This is a genomic window from Oscillibacter sp. (assembly GCF_031978065.1).
Classification (GTDB): domain Bacteria; phylum Bacillota; class Clostridia; order Oscillospirales; family Oscillospiraceae; genus Oscillibacter.
The window spans coordinates 1-15,159 of sequence record NZ_DALZCH010000080.1 but is presented as its reverse complement, the minus strand read 5'-3'; the positions used below and the strand labels follow the sequence as shown (position 1 = coordinate 15,159).

Here is a 15,159-nt window from a genome sequence, read left to right as displayed (position 1 = left end):
GCAGACTTTCCACATATTCTTTTCCTGTTTTGAGTGCCATTTTTTTATTCCTCCTGTAATAAGTCGGTTATAAAACGTTCTTCACCTTTGACAATGAAGGACAGGGATTACTTGCTGACAAGGCCCATCAGTTCATCGCGGAAAATGCGCTCGTCCATGAGCTTCAAGTCTCCCGCGATCTTGGGGATGAACTCCATCTGGTCGAGGACCTGCGTCTGCAAATCCACGCCGGGAGCAATCTCAACGAGGGTGACGCCCTCGGGACGCAGCTCGAACACTGCGCGCTCGGTGATGTACAAAACAGGCTGACCTGTTTGAATGGCGTATCTGCCGGAGAAGGTGATATGCTCCACTTCTTTGACAAATTTCTTTTTCGCGCCCTCCCGGGCAATCACCAGATGGCCGTCCCGGCAGTCGGTTTCAAGGCCCTTGGCGGTAAACGTGCCGCAGAAGACGACCTTCTTGGCATTTTGTGTAATATCGATGAAGCCGCCCGCTCCGGCCAGCCGGGAGCCGAACTTGGAAACGTTCAGATCACCGCTGGGCGCCGTCTCGGCAAGGCCCAGAAAGGCCACGTCCAGCCCGCCGCCGTGGTAAAAATCGAACTGCACGTTGTGGGGCAGAATTGCCATGGAGTTTGCCGCCGCGCCAAACTGGGTCCCCCCGTAGGGGATGCCCGCAATAGAACCGGCCTCCACCGTCAGCGTCAACTGGTCGGAAATGCCTTCCTCTGCGGCCACATTGGCAATTTTCTCCGGCGCGCCGGTGCCAAGGTTCACCACCGCGTCCTGCGGCAACTCCATGGCGGCTCGACGGGCAATAATTTTTTTGGCATCCAAGGGGATCGAGGGAATGGCGTCCACGGGGATGCGGAACTCGCCGGTAAGCGCACCGTCATAGGGCATACCAAGGCATTGCTCGTTGTCCTGAACGGAGCCCACCACAATGGAGTCCACGTAGATGCCGGGAATGGCCACAAGCTTCGGATCCAAAGAACCGCCCTGAACAACCTTCTCAACCTGAACAATGACTTTTCCGCCCGAGTTTTTGCAGGCCTGCGCCATGGCGGTCACGTCGATGGGGCCAATTTCCCGGTGGACCGTGCAGTTGCCGTATTCATCGGCATAGCTTGCCCGCAGGAATACCACGTTGATGGGAAAAGACTTGTAGAGCAGGCGTTCCTGACCTTCTATCTGGATGACCTTGACCAAATCCTCCTTGGTGTGCTCGTTCAGCTTGCCGCCGCCGTTGCGGGGGTCGGCAAAGGTGTAAAGCCCCACGGTGGTAATGGTGCCGATGTTGTGGCCTGCAATGTCCCGGTACATATGGGAAATTACGCCCTGCGGCAGGTTATACGCCTCGATTTTGTTTGCAAGGGCAAGGTCGCCAAGCCTTGGCGCCCGGTCCCAGTGGCCGCCGATCACCCGGCGGACCAGACCCTCGTGCCCGTAGTGGTCGCCGCCGGTGCCGTCCCGATGGCCCTGTCCGGCTGCGAAAAACAGCGTCAGGTCCCGGGGGTGGCCCGTTTCCAGAAACCGCTGCTCCAGCGCTTTGGAAAGCGCCTCGGGACAGGCGCAGCTGACAAAGCCTCCGGTTGCGATGGTGTCCCCGTCCCGGACCAGTTCAGCCGCCTGCCCGGCGGTGAGAATCCTGACTTTTTTCATAGCAGTGTACCCCTCGTATTTGTCAAAATTACGCAGGTTGGCAGCTTACTTGTTTTTGAACTGTGCAGGACGCTTTTCCAGGAAAGCGGTCATGCCTTCTTTCTGATCCTCCGTACCAAAGCACATGGCAAACAGCTCGTTTTCCATGGCAATGCCGCTGTCCAAATCCGTCTGAAGACCCCGGTCGATGCAGGCCTTGGAGTATTTGACGGCAATCGGCGCGTTTTTCGCGAAGGACTGCGCCATCTCCAAAGCCGCATCCATCAGCGCCTCAGGGGCGTGGACGGCGTTGACAAGACCCACTTCTTTTGCTTCGTCGGCCTTAATCATCTTGCCGGAGAAAATCAGTTCCTTGGCTCTTGCCGCGCCGATACGGCGCGCCAGACGCTGGGTGCCGGAAAAGCCCGGAGTGATGCCAAGGCCCACCTCGGGCTGGCCGAATTTTGCCTTTTCAGAGGCGAGAATGATGTCGCAGGCCATGGCCAGCTCGCAGCCGCCGCCCAGAGCAAAGCCGTTTACCGCAGCAATGGTGGGAATCTCCAGCAGCTCAATTTTGCGGAACAGAGCGGAACCCCTGCGGCCCCAGGCCCGGCCTCCGGCCAAATCCAAGGGGCACTGCTCGGCAATGTCGGCTCCGGCCACAAAAGAACGGCCCTCCCCGGTGATAACGAGCGCCCTCAGTGCTTTGTCGTTCTCTATCTCGTTTACCAGTGTCGAAAGCTCCTCGATCACCGTGGAATTCAGGGCGTTCAAAGCCTCGGGCCGGTTAATGGTGGCAATTCCTACACTGTCTTTTACTTCATAGCGAATAGTAGTGTACAATTAAAACCCTCCTTTTCAATGCGTTTTGAATGAGCGAATCCTTCTGCTTTATATTCTAGCAAAATACGTGCCAGAAAAGCAATGGAAATTACAAGAGTTTAAAAAGGATTCACAAAGTATTTGGAAAACCTTGGTCGCATATGCAACAAAATTTGACAAGTTTAACTAATTTTATAGCAGCTATTCAGTAAAAAAGAAGTCGCAATTCAAAAGTGAATAAAGTTAAAACAAACTAAGTTATCAGCAATTTGTGAATTCTTACAAAATTCGAGAAGCTGATTTGGCTATGTAAACGTTAAAAAGTAGCTCTTCCCTCTTTCTATTCATTTGTGAATATGGTACAATCATATATGAATAGAAAAAGCATAGGAGGACTGAGAGGAGCTTGATCGATATGAGTGGGTACCAGGGAATGGATATACAGGATTTCCTGGCCGAACAGGACATCAATTTACAAGGGCTTTTTGAAATCATCAATCCGGAAAACAATTTGGTTTCTGCAGACGACATGATGCTTTCCGCCGCGGACGGAACGATTCTGCGGGTGAGCAAGTCCTATGAAAAAAACTTTGGGTTTGCGCCCGGCTCCATTGTGGGGAAATCGGTGTTTGATCTGGAGAAGGACGGGACCTTTCAGCCCTGCATCACCGCGCAGATTATTCGCGAGAAGCGGAAGATCATGACGGTGCAGACGGTAAACCATATCAATAAGAATGTGTTGACCGTGGGGATTCCCTTGTTTGACAATCAGGGCAAACTTAAGTATGCCGCCTGCTTCAACACGCTGTCCATGGAGCAGATCAACACCATTCAGCGCAATTACCAGCGGCTTCAGGAATCTGTGCAGCAATATTCTCAGGAGCTGGCCGACTTACGGGCAAAGAACATGGCGGCGGCGGACCTGCTGTTCAAAAGTCCCGCGATGCAAAAGCTCCTCATTCTGATGCAGAATACCGCCAACACCCGGGCCAACATTTTGATTACTGGAGAGACGGGCGTTGGCAAGAGCGCTATCGCAAAAATGATTCATAAAATGAGCGATTTTTCCACCGGCCCGTTCATTGAGGTCAACTGCGCCGTGCTGCATGAAAATCTCATTGAGTCGGAGCTGTTTGGCTATGAGAAGGGCGCGTTTACCGGCGCGTCCTCCGGGGGTAAAATCGGCAAGATTGAGCTGGCCAACCATGGCACGCTGTTTCTCGACGAGATTGGGGAGCTGCCTACGGCCTTGCAGTCCAAGCTGCTGCAACTGATTCAGGATAAGACTATTGAGCGCGTTTCCGGCAATCGGAAGATCGTGCTGGATTTCCGGCTGATCGTGGCTACGAACCGGAATCTTGAGAAGGATGTGGCGGACGGGCTGTTTCGCTCGGATCTGTTTTACAGGCTCAACGTGATTCGGATGCAGATTCCTCCCCTGCGAGAGCGGAAGGAGGACGTGCTGCCCATGGCCTATCAGTTCCTGACGCGGTTTAACCGGGAGTACAGAAAGGAACTGACCTTCAGCCCCAGATTTTTAAACTTTCTGGAAATGTACCCATGGCCCGGAAACGTGCGCCAGTTGGAAAACCTGATGGAGCGTCTGGCCATTACGGTGCAGGACCCTGTGATCGACGTGTCGGCGCTGCCCTCCGAGTTTGCCGCCCAAACTGCCCCGGCGGAGGATGGGAGGACAGCTCACTCCGCAACATTACAGGAACGGCTGGATGCCTACGAGGGTCAGATTGTGCGGGAGGCCTACGGACTTATGGGTACGACCGTGGGTGTGGCGAAGCGGCTGGGCATCTCCCAGGCCACCGCAGTGCGCAAAATTGCAAAATACGTCAGGTAAGGCAGCCGGAGCGCGCAAGTCTGCGGGAAACGGCGGGGCTTGCAGATTCTTTTAGTAATAACGGAGGCTCCCGGCTTTTAAGCCGGGAGCCTCCGTTTTAAATTAGAGAAAATTGCTTTTCACGGAGCGGTGCTTTTTGGTAAGCTCGAGCCGTGGAAAACCGAACCTTACTCGGCGTACAGGGACTTCAGCTTCACCAGCTTGTCATAGCGCGCCTTGGCGGCGTCCTCGCTTCTGGCGAACAGGGCGTCGGCGCGGTCTGGGAACTCGCGGGTCAAGCGGGAATAACGGGCCTCGCTCATCAGGAAGTCCTGATAGCCGCCTGCGGGCTCCTTGGAATCCAGAGTAAACTTCGCGCCTTCGGCGGCGGGGTTGAACCGGAACAGGTTCCAGTAGCCGCATTCCACGGCCTTCTTCATCTCCACCTGGCAGTTGGTCATGCCGCCCTTGATGGAGTGCATCTCGCAGGGGGAATAGCCGATGATGAGGGACGGGCCGGGATAGGCCTCGGCCTCCTGAATGGCCTTGAGGGTCTGGGCGGGGTTGGCGCCCATGGCCACCTGCGCCACGTACACATAGCCATAGCTCATGGCAATCTCGGCCAGAGACTTCTTCTTGACTTCCTTGCCGGCGGCGGCGAACTGAGCCACCTGACCGATGCTGGAGGCCTTGGAAGCCTGCCCGCCGGTGTTGGAATAAACCTCGGTATCGAAGACAAAGACGTTCACGTCGTTGCCGGAAGCCAGAACGTGGTCCAGACCGCCGAAGCCGATGTCATAGGCCCAGCCGTCACCGCCGAAGATCCAGGTGGATTTCTTGGTGAGATACTCGCTCTGAGCCAGAATCTCCGTGGCCAGCGTGCAGGCTTCGCAGTCGCACTGGGTCTTGCCCGCAGCCTTCAGCCCCTTCATGTGCTCCAGCATTTCAACCTGCTGCGCACCGAACTTCTCCTTGGCGACGGGACTGCTCATAAATTCAACAGCTTCATCCACACCCAAAATACCGCACTTCAAAGCGGCGATATACTTCTCGGACGCCTCGGCACTGGCGGTGCTGTCTTCTATGCCATCCAGCCATGCCTGTGCTGCTTCTTTCACAAAGGGCTGGGCGTATTCCACGGCAATGAGAGCCTGTGTCTTTTCCTTCAGGCTGTTGCGGATGGCGTTCTGGCCCAGATACATACCAAGGCCGAACTCCGCGTTGTCTTCAAACAGGGAGTTTGCCCACGCGGGGCCGTGACCCTCCTTGTTCACGCAGTAAGGAGAGGTGGCTGCGGGACCGCCCCAGATGGAGGAGCAGCCGGTGGCGTTGGCAATATACATCCGGTCGCCGTACAACTGGGTGACCAGACGGGCATAGCTGGTTTCGGCGCAGCCGGCGCAGGAGCCGGAGAATTCCAGCAGAGGCTGGCGGAACTGACTGCCCTTGACGGTGTTGTCCTGCATGTCCTTCTTGATGGAGACTTCGGAGACGCAGTAGTTAAAGACCTCCTGCTGGGGAGCCTCCTGCTCCTGAGAAACCATGCTCAGCGCACCGGCGGGGCACTGCTTCACGCAAACGCCGCAGCCCATGCAGTCCAGCGGGGAGATAGAGATGGCGAACTTATAAACGCCCTTGCCCTTGCCCACTTTCACGTCGGCCATCTTCATGGCGGCGGGAGCGGCAGCGGCCTCTTCCTCCGTCAAAGCGAAGGAACGGATGGTGGCATGGGGGCAGACATAGGAGCACTGGTTGCACTGGATGCACTTCACCTGATCCCAGGTGGGAACGCTGACGGCGACGCCGCGCTTCTCGTAAGCGGCTGCGCCCAGCTCAAACTGACCGTCCACATGAGGCAGGAAGGCGGAGACGGGCAGGCTGTCGCCGTCCATCTTGCCCACGGGCCACAGAATGTCCTCTACCTGCTTGACAAGCGCGGGCGCGCCCTCGGCGTGTTTCGCTTCGGTGGCCTTTGCTGCGTCCTTCCAGTCGGCGGGGACGTTAAACTTCTTGTAGGCGGTGGCGCCCATGTCGATGGCCTTGTGGTTCATATCCACCACGTCCTGTCCCTTTTTCAGGTAGGAGTGGGTGGCGGCGTCCTTCATATAGCCCATGGCCTCTTCTCCGGGCAAAACCTTTGCCAGAGAGAAGAATGCGGACTGAAGAATGGTGTTGGTGCGCTTGCCCATGCCGATCTTGGCGGCCAGATCAATGGCGTCGATGGTATAGACCTGAATGTTATTCTCGGCAATATAGCGCTTGGAGGAGGCGTCCAGCTTCTCGGCCAGCTCCTCATCGCTCCACTGGCAGTTGATGAAGAAGGTGCCGCCGGGCTTCACGTCCCGCACGATGGGGAAGCCCTTGGTGATATAGGCCGGAACATGGCAGGCCACAAAGTCGGCCTTGTTGATATAGTACGGGCTGCGGATGGCCTTGTCGCCGAAGCGCAGGTGGCTGATGGTCACGCCGCCGGTCTTCTTGGAGTCATACTGGAAGTAGGCCTGAATATATTTATCGGTATGATCGCCGATGATTTTGATGGAGTTTTTATTGGCGCCCACGGTACCGTCGCCGCCAAGCCCCCAGAACTTGCACTCAATGGTTCCCGCAGCGGCGGTGGAGGGCACGTCCTTCTCAGGCAGGCTAAGATTGGTAACGTCGTCCACGATGCCGATGGTGAACTGGCGGCGGGGTTGGGCCTTTTGCAGCTCTTCATACACGGCGAAGACGCTGCGGGGCGGGGTATCCTTGCTGCCAAGGCCATACCGGCCGCCGATGATCTCGGCCTCACGGCCGGCGTTTGCAAAGGCGGTGACCACGTCCATATACAGGGGCTCGCCCTGAGAGCCGGGCTCCTTGGTGCGGTCCAGCACGGCAATTTTCTTCGCCGTGGCGGGGATGGCGGCCAGCATTTTCTCGGGGGCGAAGGGACGGTACAGCCGGACCTTCAAAAGGCCGACCTTCTCGCCGTGCGCGTTGAGATAGTCGATGACTTCCTCGGTCACGTCGCAGATGGAGCCCATGGCAATGATCACGCGGTCGGCGTCGGCCGCGCCATAGTAGTTGAAGAGCTGATAATCGGTGCCCAGCTTCTCGTTGATTTTGCCCATGTATTTTTCAACCACGGCGGGCAGAGAGTCATAATACTGGTTGCAGGCCTCGCGATGCTGGAAGAAAATGTCGCCGTTCTCGTGAGAGCCGCGGGTGGTGGGGCGCTCGGGATTCAGCGCGTGCTTACGGAACGCGTCCACAGAGCCCATGTTGCACATTTCCTTCAGGTCTTCGTAATCCCACACGGCAACCTTCTGCACCTCGTGAGAGGTACGGAAGCCATCGAAGAAGTTCACAAAGGGAACACGGCCCTCAATCGAGGCCAGATGCGCCACGGGGCTGAGATCCATGACCTCCTGCACATTGCCCTCGCACAGCAGGGCAAAGCCGCTGGCCCGGCAGGCCATCACGTCGGAATGGTCGCCGAAGATGTTCAGCGCGTGGGTGGAAACCGTTCGGGCGGAGACATGAAACACAGCGGGCAGCAGTTCGCCTGCCATCTTATACATGTTGGGGATCATCAGCAGCAAGCCCTGAGAGGCGGTGTAGGTGGTGGTCAGGGCGCCGGCAGTCAGGGAGCCGTGGACGGTGCCGGAGGCACCTGCCTCGGACTGCATCTCCACCACCTTCACTTTGGTGCCGAAGATGTTTTTCTGCCCAGCGGCGGACCACTGGTCCACCAAGTCTGCCATGGGGGACGACGGGGTGATCGGATAGATTCCCGCCACCTCGGTAAACGCGTAGCTGACATAAGCAGCGGCGTTATTACCGTCCATGGACTTAAATTTTCTTGCCATAAGCTTACCTCCTAATTGTTGCCGCCCGCAAGCGGCGGCATTTTAACGAAGCCACGAATCCGCTTTCCCGAACGATATCCGTGCAAAGTCATTATAGCACCGTGATTTTGCCATGTAAACATTTACCTTGTGATTCTATGGGCAAAATCTTGTTTTTCTGCGGAAAGGCCAAAAGAACTCTCAATTTTTGAACACTTTTTTCGTGGAAGGGTTTCCATCTTCGTCGTTTTGTGGTAAAATATTTTTGCTTTTGGTGAGAGCTTCTACCTGTCTGCTTCTTTGCCGCTTGTCATACCTCGCACGGCGGCAGAGCTTGTCCGGGCGGGTATTTTACCCGGTGTTACCGTCAATTGATTTAGGAGGTGGACCCATGGTTGTGTCCATCCGCTCACTGGGACTGAACGGAATTTCCGGCTACGAGGTGAGCGCGGAGTGCTTTCTCTCCGGGGGACTGCCCGCGTTTGACATAGTGGGCCTGCCGGACGCCGCCGTGCGGGAGGCCCGGGAGCGGGTCCGGGCGGCGGTGAAAAACTGCGGAGTGAAATTTCCCGTCAGCCGCATCACGGTGAATCTGGCCCCCGCCAACCGGAAAAAGGCGGGAACGGTATACGATTTACCTATTTTTATTGGCATTCTGGCCGCGGCGGAGGAACTAAAACGGCTTCCGGCCGACGCGGCGTTTCTGGGCGAGCTGTCCCTCACCGGTGCGGTGCGGGGGGTCAGCGGCGTGCTGCCCATGGCCATGGCCGCGCGGGACGCGGGAGTGAAGCAGCTCTTTGTCCCTGCGGAAAACGCCGCAGAGGCCACCCTTGCCGGGGGGCTGACGGTTTACGGCGTGGCGGATGTTGCCGCGCTGGTGGCCCACCTTCGCGGCGAAATACCCATCGCTCCGGCAGAGCCTTGGCTTCTGGAGAAGGAGACGGAGGCCCTGCCGGATTTGCGGGACGTGATGGGACAGGAGAATGTAAAGCGGGCGTTGGAGATTGCCGCCGCCGGGGGGCATAATCTGCTGTTGATCGGCTCTCCCGGCTCGGGAAAGTCTATGCTGGCAAAGCGCCTGCCCTCTATCCTGCCGGATATGACCCGGGACGAGGCTTTGGCCGTCTCCGGCATCTGGTCTGTGGCGGGGCTGACGGACCCGGGCAGGCCCCTTTTGTCCCGGCGACCCTTCCGGGCGCCCCATCATACCTCTTCCGCCGTGGCCCTCAGCGGCGGCGGTCCGGCCCTGCGGCCGGGGGAGATGTCTCTGGCCCACAACGGCGTTTTATTTTTAGACGAGCTTCCGGAATTTCACCGGGATGTGCTGGAAGCCATGCGCCAGCCACTTGAAGACGGGGAAGTCACCGTGGCCCGGGCGGGGGGAATCTTGCGCCTGCCCGCGGGATTTCAGTTGATCTGTGCCATGAACCCCTGCCGCTGCGGCTGGAAGGGGCACCCGACCGGATGATGAATATAAAGTAGCCATTAGCGAAAAGAAAAACAGATACTTCTATCTGGAGATACACGAATTTCACTTATTGCCGTTATCCAAAACTTGCGTTTTTGAATGGTTGTTAGGCTCTCATATGTGGACTTCCATCCATTGCAAAAAAATCGCTTTATGGCATCAATATCTACCGTCTCCGGGGGCGCTGCCGCTTCTGCTTCGGCAATTTTCGATTTATATAAATTATAATCTTTTTTGTAGGCATCAATATCTATCATTTCGTTCACATACAAATCCTTCAATCGTGACAGTTTGCGCTTAATTGAAGATATATTTATATCAGGGTTCGTCTTCTCCACGTTTTTTGATTTGGCATCCGTAATATATTTTTTTAATTCAGTGTCTGCATTTTCAAGCAGGAATTTTTCTATGTCTTTTTCACTAATATTAACCTTATTGGAACATTCCCCGCCAAGATAATGATGTGAGCAATTATACGCCTGCCTTTCGCGATGCGTTCTCGCAGCCATCCTGTGTCCGCAATCTCCGCAAAACAGAATTCCTGAAAAAAGATATATCCTATTTTGCGTTGCGGTTCTTGCCCGCGCGCCCCTTATCTTTTTCATTTCCAAGAATTGCTCTTTCGTGATATATGGCTCGCACATATCCTCCGTGCCGTTTATCTCTCCGTAATACGCAGGGCTTCTAAACATTGTTTTCGCCCTGTTGTACGTCATTTTCTTACCGTTTGCGCGTTCTGCGGCAATTATCGCTAGAGAAACAAGATGGGACGCTAAATATTCCTCAAATAGTGCCCGTACAGCGGGGGCCGCCTCCTCGTCAACAACAACGCGCTTACCTTCGATACGATATCCGTACGGAACTCGCCCGCTCACCGGCTCCTTTCGCTGTTTTTTGTTGTCAAACACGACCTTTATTCGTTCGCTTGTGCGGTCTGCTTCGTCTTGCGCTACGGACAGCATGATATTTATTTTCAGCCTTCCCGCGGCAGTGGACGTGTCGTAGTCCTCATAGGTGGTTTTCCAGTTAACATTATATTTTTCAAGAATTTCTTGAACCTTATAATATTCCGCAATGTTGCGGAACCACCGATCTAATTTTGTAAATACGATTAAGTCAATTTTCCCAGCGCTCACATCTTCCAAAAGCCTTTGAAGGTCGGGACGTTTTGCCGCTTTCTTTCTGGCTGAAATACCAGCATCAGTATATCGCCCAATGACTTCACACCCGTTTTCCTTCGCCCATTCATTGAGGGCTTCGGACTGGGCCTCGATAGACAGCCCATGCAACGCTTGCTCTTCAGTGCTCACCCGGACATATAGTGCCACCCGTTGCATTTTTCATCATCCCTTCATGGCGCGTTCTCTGTTCCACTGCTTCGCATAGTTCCTGCTGTAATTCCCCAAGCTCTCTAAACTGTGGAAAAGCGCTATCTTTCCAGCAGGGTGGTAAAACAGCACATCAGGCAGTCTCTTAGGAGGCTTTATTGATACTCCGTCCGCCTCTCTTTCTATGTCCCTTATCGGCAAAATGTCATTGTAAAAATGGTCGTTCCGTATATGCCTAATCTCGTGAGCCAGCTTCAATTGCTGTTTTTTGGGGCATAGCCTTTGATTTATATAGATGTCAAAAGTTCCGTCATTGTTCGGTATGGTGACACCCTCGACACTCGCAGGAAAGTCTATATAGCGAATAAAATAATCAGGCGTCCACATACTGTCATTCCTCGACCTTTCTAATGGCCTCAATAATGGCTGCGGCTTTTTTCACGTCTTCCACCGTCGCCCCAGCAGCTAACGAAAATAGCATCCGGCATTCCGGGCGGGTGCGGTACATTTCCAATAACTTATCTAGCTCTTCGTCATTATCGACGGAGGGCTTTTCTTTTTGCTCCGTTCCAAGTAAGTAGCCAACGCTTACGCCAAAATAAGAAGCTATTTTATCTGCGGTTTCTGCGTTGACCCCTTTTCTGCGGCCCATCTTTAAGTCCGTCATAATGCTGGGCTGAATGCCTACGTCTTTGCACATTTTATAGCCCGTAATCCCTCGCTCACGGCAAAGCGCAGAAAGTGTGTTGTATAAATCTGCCATGCGTTGCACTCCTTTTTTGGTCAAAACGCAGATTACGCGATTGTATAGTAATTTGCGCTTGACTATTACTCGAGTGCGTAGTAATATCAAGTCATGACATACGCATTCGAGTTATATATTGATGGTAGCACATACAATATATTACACAATAGCGTAAATGTCAACACAAAACACGAAAGAAGGTGAAATCTATTAAAAACGATGTACTTACGCCGTTCGGGAAGGACATCAAGAAGCGCTTAATTGATATCGGGCACACGCAAGCGTGGCTGATTGAGAGAGTTTCCGAAAAGACTGGGCTTTATTTTGACCGATCATATCTCTCTAAAATTCAGACCGGGAAGCTGGCTACGCCGAAGATTATTAGCGCAATCAGTGAAATTCTTGAACTTGCGGAGTTGCCCGAAAAGGAGAGCGCTGTATGAGTGAAGAAGCTGCGAAGAGAGCGATTGAATTTCTTGTTCGGTGCTGCTACGAGAACGCAGGGTATGAGGTTACAAAAATTACCGTGCGGAAAAAGACTCCCGATGAAGAAAAACGCATCCCATTCTCAATGATAGACCCCGGCTACATACCAACGAAATGAAAGGAGACGTATGAAAAACTTTTGGCATTGGCTTGCAGATGCAACCGACGGCCCGCCGTGGTGGTGCTGGATTCTTACATGGCTGATTGCGGCTGCATCAATCTTTTTCAGATAGCAGGAGGTAACAGCGATTGAAAAAACCTAACAATGTCCGTGAAGTGTTCAACGATGAGGACAGAAACGCCACCAATAAACGCCTTGAGCAGATCGAGAAGAAAATTCGCACGCTTTACGCGCTTCTCGTTGGCGCTCTCTTCGGACACCTCCTTGGCCTTTTGATCTTCCCATGAACGGTATTTTTCAGTGTACTTTGCAACGCGTGGATTCTCTACCTCGGAAGACTTTAGTTCTTCCGATTCTTCGCCCGTCAGTTTGGGCGGCTTAGGGAACTGCATTGGCGGCGTAAAAGCCATTAAAATCACCTCTCCTAAATCTTACCACCACATGAAAGGTCAATCAATATGCAGCTTAAAATTGACCCGGAATTTCGGGACAAAATCCCTCCGCTGACGGCACAGGAGTTTAGCCAGTTGGAGGACAACATTACCAAAGACGGGAAGGTCCGGGACCCTCTTGTTGTATGGGACGGAACTATCATAGACGGGCATAACAGATGGGCTATCATCCAGAAGCACCCGGAGATTCCTTATACCACTACATTAATGGATTTCCCCGACAAATGGGCCGCTATCGTTTGGATGTGCCGGAACCAGCTAGGCCGCAGGAGCATCACCGATGAGCAAAGAGTGGTACTTATTGCGCAGGAATACGACGCGCAAAGGAAGACGGTGGGGGAACACACTGGAAACCAATACACAAAAATGGAATCTGGCGAAAACCTCCAGATTCCAAAATCCAAAACACCCACCCGGTCCATTGTGGCCAAAGCTCACGGCATCACAGAAGGGGCCGTAAAGTCCGCCGTTGAGTTTTCACACGGCCTCGATTCCGCCGAAGAGGTGGTTCCCGGATTCAAGGATTCCGTCCTAACCGGAACTATCAAGGCCCCGAAATCCGTTATAGCCTCCCTTCCAAAGATGGAGGAACCGGAACGCAAAAAGGCCGTACAGGCAATCCAAAATGGAGAGCGAGTACAGCCGATCAAAAAGGAGGTTGAAAAAGAACCAGTAATTATTGAATCCACTTGCGCAGAATACAACTCCGACGATTTGAAAATGGAGCTGGACGCTTGCACGGAAACCTTTTTTAAGAACTTCAAAGATACATTGGTTTTTCACAGCACCATGGTTCAGCAACCTGATTGCAAAGGAAAAATTGAAGCCGCTCTGTCGGAAGCAGAAACGGCTATCAAAAAATTAAGGGGGATTATCTCATGACTAAGAATACCACAGATTTTGAGTATAAGCAACTGTCTACAAAGGAAATTATTGTGAATCCCAGCGCACAGCGGGACGTGAATAAGCGTGACGCTCAGTTCCGAAAGATCATGAAGGAGTTCGACCCCCGGTTGGTGAACGACATCAGCGTGGCGCAAATTAACGGGAAGTATTACTGCTTCAACGGTCAGATGACCATGAAGGTACTCAAGGCCCGGAACCGTAACAACGATCTCCTTGTCCGGTGCAAAGTCTTTCACGGGATGACGGAACTTGATACGGCGGAAATGTTCGTGAAGCAGAACGGAACCACATCGCAGGTCAGCGCCATGGATAAGCTGCGGGTTGAGTTTAATTACGGGAACCGAGCTGTGGTTGACTTTGTTCGGCTGACCGAGATGAACGGCGTTGTAATCGACTGGACGAAAAGCGCCGGGAAAAACAAGATCGTAGCCGTCAGCACTGCGTTCCAGATTTTCAATGACTTCAACGACCCGCGCGAGTATTCCGAGTTTTTACATATTCTGCGTGAGGCGTGGGGCGGCGATTCTTGGAGTTTCAGACACGAGATCATGAGTGGGCTGTACCTATTTATGAAAGCTTATCGCGAGCAGTACAAGTCCAAAACGCTTGTGAGCAAACTTTCTCGCGTCTCCCCGAAGACGATTATCCGGGAAGCGAAGATTTCAACTGCCTCCGGTGACCGCAAATATGCCATTCAGATTTTGAACGCTTATAACTTTAACGCCAGCATCAACCGGCTTCCGGATTTGCTGTAACTCTACACCCGATACCTCCCCGCGCAGGCAAAAACATTTGGAGGTATTTATATGCAATACATCATCAATCAGGACCGCGACACCATGGTAAGCAAAGGCCCTCTGCACACGTTCCCGCAAGTCGTAGACGGCGTTCTATACGGCATCAACCTCTACTGCGGCGAGACGTTTTTAGGCACGTTCGACAGCGCCGAGGACGCGATCAACGAAATGTCCCGGATTGATGCCAGCGAGGATGATTACATCCTTGTAGACGGCTATTCCGACTTCTCGGAGGACGACGGGCAAATGTGGATTCTGGACGAAATCGACATCCGGGATTTGGAGCCGGGAGAATTGTTTGACCTGATTACGGAGGTGCTCAATGATTGATCGGATTATTGGAGCATTCCGGGAGCATCCGTTACTCGATGATGCAATGCCGCTGGTGGTTTTGACGGTTGGGTACATCTTAATGAAAATTTGAAAGGAGGACTAAATGGCAACAAGTAAAACGCTAACCTACAAAATCTATGGCTCCCGTTACGTTATGTGCTTTGAAAGGGAAGAGTACGGGACACCGGAAGCAGAGATCAGCGTGGAAATTCCGCAGCATCCAGAAGGCATTGAGGAGTTCGTCGAGCAACTCCATGGGATTGTTGATGATATTTCCACACATTTAAAGGAGGCCACATGACCTGCTTTTTCACCCTCGTCGGCGTCTGCACCATGGTCCATCTGTTTTTCAAAATCATCGACCGCATAGAGCGGCCCAGAAAAATTAGGAGGTTTTCAT

Annotated in this window: 14 protein-coding genes; 7 read left to right on the top strand and 7 right to left on the bottom strand. The window is 53.4% G+C overall.

Going from position 1 to position 15,159, the window contains the following annotated elements; translation table 11 throughout:
• Positions 1-107 precede the first annotated feature (107 nt).
• Together RTK01_RS11890 and RTK01_RS11885 are read right to left on the bottom strand one after the other, a co-directional pair.
• Positions 108-1,664, bottom strand: a complete 1,557-nt coding sequence (locus RTK01_RS11890) for a CoA-transferase (protein ID WP_312281181.1) — start codon at positions 1,662-1,664, stop codon at positions 108-110.
• A 45-nt stretch (positions 1,665-1,709) separates the two neighbouring features.
• Positions 1,710-2,486, bottom strand: coding sequence for an enoyl-CoA hydratase-related protein (locus tag RTK01_RS11885; protein WP_312281180.1), 777 nt, complete (start codon positions 2,484-2,486; stop codon positions 1,710-1,712).
• A 394-nt stretch (positions 2,487-2,880) separates the two neighbouring features.
• Here RTK01_RS11885 and RTK01_RS11880 point away from each other — a divergent pair, with 394 nt between their 5' ends.
• On the top strand, positions 2,881-4,317 hold the full coding sequence (locus tag RTK01_RS11880; protein ID WP_312281179.1) for a sigma 54-interacting transcriptional regulator: 1,437 nt from the start codon (positions 2,881-2,883) through the stop codon (positions 4,315-4,317).
• A gap of 167 nt (positions 4,318-4,484) precedes the next feature.
• Here RTK01_RS11880 and nifJ read toward each other — a convergent pair whose 3' ends face one another.
• Positions 4,485-8,144, bottom strand: coding sequence for a pyruvate:ferredoxin (flavodoxin) oxidoreductase (nifJ, locus tag RTK01_RS11875; RefSeq protein WP_312281178.1), 3,660 nt, complete (start codon positions 8,142-8,144; stop codon positions 4,485-4,487).
• 370 nt (positions 8,145-8,514) lie between these two features.
• Between nifJ and RTK01_RS11870 the strand changes: the two genes are divergently transcribed.
• Complete coding sequence (locus RTK01_RS11870) at positions 8,515-9,591, top strand: YifB family Mg chelatase-like AAA ATPase (protein WP_312281177.1); 1,077 nt, start codon at positions 8,515-8,517, stop codon at positions 9,589-9,591.
• A 17-nt stretch (positions 9,592-9,608) separates the two neighbouring features.
• On the opposite strand, the gene RTK01_RS11865 is transcribed toward RTK01_RS11870, so the two are convergent.
• The 3 genes from RTK01_RS11865 to RTK01_RS11855 are packed head-to-tail and all read right to left on the bottom strand — an operon-like array spanning position 9,609 to position 11,682.
• Positions 9,609-10,928, bottom strand: a complete 1,320-nt coding sequence (locus RTK01_RS11865) for a recombinase family protein (protein ID WP_312281176.1) — start codon at positions 10,926-10,928, stop codon at positions 9,609-9,611.
• Between the two features lie 6 nt (positions 10,929-10,934).
• Positions 10,935-11,306 carry a hypothetical protein gene (locus RTK01_RS11860; RefSeq protein ID WP_312281175.1) on the bottom strand — a complete coding sequence of 124 codons (372 nt, stop codon included), beginning with the start codon at positions 11,304-11,306 and terminating at the stop codon, positions 10,935-10,937.
• Positions 11,307-11,310: 4 nt separating this feature from the next.
• On the bottom strand, positions 11,311-11,682 hold the full coding sequence (locus RTK01_RS11855) for a helix-turn-helix transcriptional regulator (RefSeq protein WP_312281174.1): 372 nt from the start codon (positions 11,680-11,682) through the stop codon (positions 11,311-11,313).
• A gap of 421 nt (positions 11,683-12,103) precedes the next feature.
• Between RTK01_RS11855 and RTK01_RS11850 the strand changes: the two genes are divergently transcribed.
• Positions 12,104-12,268 (top strand): hypothetical protein, encoded by a 165-nt coding sequence (locus tag RTK01_RS11850; RefSeq protein WP_312281173.1) that lies wholly within the window; start codon positions 12,104-12,106, stop codon positions 12,266-12,268.
• A gap of 107 nt (positions 12,269-12,375) precedes the next feature.
• On the opposite strand, the gene RTK01_RS11845 is transcribed toward RTK01_RS11850, so the two are convergent.
• Positions 12,376-12,681: a hypothetical protein gene (locus tag RTK01_RS11845; protein ID WP_312281172.1), complete on the bottom strand. Its 306-nt coding sequence runs from the start codon at positions 12,679-12,681 to the stop codon at positions 12,376-12,378.
• Positions 12,682-12,729: 48 nt separating this feature from the next.
• Between RTK01_RS11845 and RTK01_RS11840 the strand changes: the two genes are divergently transcribed.
• From RTK01_RS11840 to RTK01_RS11825, 4 genes are all read left to right on the top strand, one after another.
• Positions 12,730-13,605 (top strand): hypothetical protein, encoded by an 876-nt coding sequence (locus RTK01_RS11840; protein WP_312281171.1) that lies wholly within the window; start codon positions 12,730-12,732, stop codon positions 13,603-13,605.
• The gene (locus tag RTK01_RS11835; RefSeq protein WP_312281170.1) at positions 13,602-14,384 is read left to right on the top strand and encodes a DUF6551 family protein; all 783 of its coding nucleotides are present in this window, start codon (positions 13,602-13,604) and stop codon (positions 14,382-14,384) included. The genes RTK01_RS11840 and RTK01_RS11835 overlap by 4 nt, the downstream gene beginning before the upstream one ends.
• 51 nt (positions 14,385-14,435) lie before the next feature.
• On the top strand, positions 14,436-14,756 hold the full coding sequence (locus RTK01_RS11830; protein WP_312281169.1) for a hypothetical protein: 321 nt from the start codon (positions 14,436-14,438) through the stop codon (positions 14,754-14,756).
• Between the two features lie 106 nt (positions 14,757-14,862).
• Positions 14,863-15,060 (top strand): hypothetical protein, encoded by a 198-nt coding sequence (locus RTK01_RS11825; protein ID WP_312281168.1) that lies wholly within the window; start codon positions 14,863-14,865, stop codon positions 15,058-15,060.
• Positions 15,061-15,159 lie beyond the last annotated feature (99 nt).

Bases quoted from the DNA above. Each gene is read 5' to 3' on its own strand.
- RTK01_RS11880 (WP_312281179.1), top strand. From the start codon at position 2,881: ATGAGTGGGTACCAGGGAATGGATATACAGGATTTCCTGGCCGAACAG.
- RTK01_RS11850 (WP_312281173.1), top strand. From the start codon at position 12,104: ATGAGTGAAGAAGCTGCGAAGAGAGCGATTGAATTTCTTGTTCGGTGC.
- RTK01_RS11855 (WP_312281174.1), bottom strand. From the start codon at position 11,682: ATGGCAGATTTATACAACACACTTTCTGCGCTTTGCCGTGAGCGAGGG.
- RTK01_RS11845 (WP_312281172.1), bottom strand. From the start codon at position 12,681: ATGGCTTTTACGCCGCCAATGCAGTTCCCTAAGCCGCCCAAACTGACG.
- RTK01_RS11840 (WP_312281171.1), top strand. From the start codon at position 12,730: ATGCAGCTTAAAATTGACCCGGAATTTCGGGACAAAATCCCTCCGCTG.
- RTK01_RS11870 (WP_312281177.1), top strand. From the start codon at position 8,515: ATGGTTGTGTCCATCCGCTCACTGGGACTGAACGGAATTTCCGGCTAC.
- RTK01_RS11825 (WP_312281168.1), top strand. From the start codon at position 14,863: ATGGCAACAAGTAAAACGCTAACCTACAAAATCTATGGCTCCCGTTAC.
- RTK01_RS11865 (WP_312281176.1), bottom strand. From the start codon at position 10,928: ATGCAACGGGTGGCACTATATGTCCGGGTGAGCACTGAAGAGCAAGCG.
- RTK01_RS11860 (WP_312281175.1), bottom strand. From the start codon at position 11,306: ATGTGGACGCCTGATTATTTTATTCGCTATATAGACTTTCCTGCGAGT.
- RTK01_RS11890 (WP_312281181.1), bottom strand. From the start codon at position 1,664: ATGAAAAAAGTCAGGATTCTCACCGCCGGGCAGGCGGCTGAACTGGTC.
- RTK01_RS11835 (WP_312281170.1), top strand. From the start codon at position 13,602: ATGACTAAGAATACCACAGATTTTGAGTATAAGCAACTGTCTACAAAG.
- nifJ (WP_312281178.1), bottom strand. From the start codon at position 8,144: ATGGCAAGAAAATTTAAGTCCATGGACGGTAATAACGCCGCTGCTTAT.
- RTK01_RS11830 (WP_312281169.1), top strand. From the start codon at position 14,436: ATGCAATACATCATCAATCAGGACCGCGACACCATGGTAAGCAAAGGC.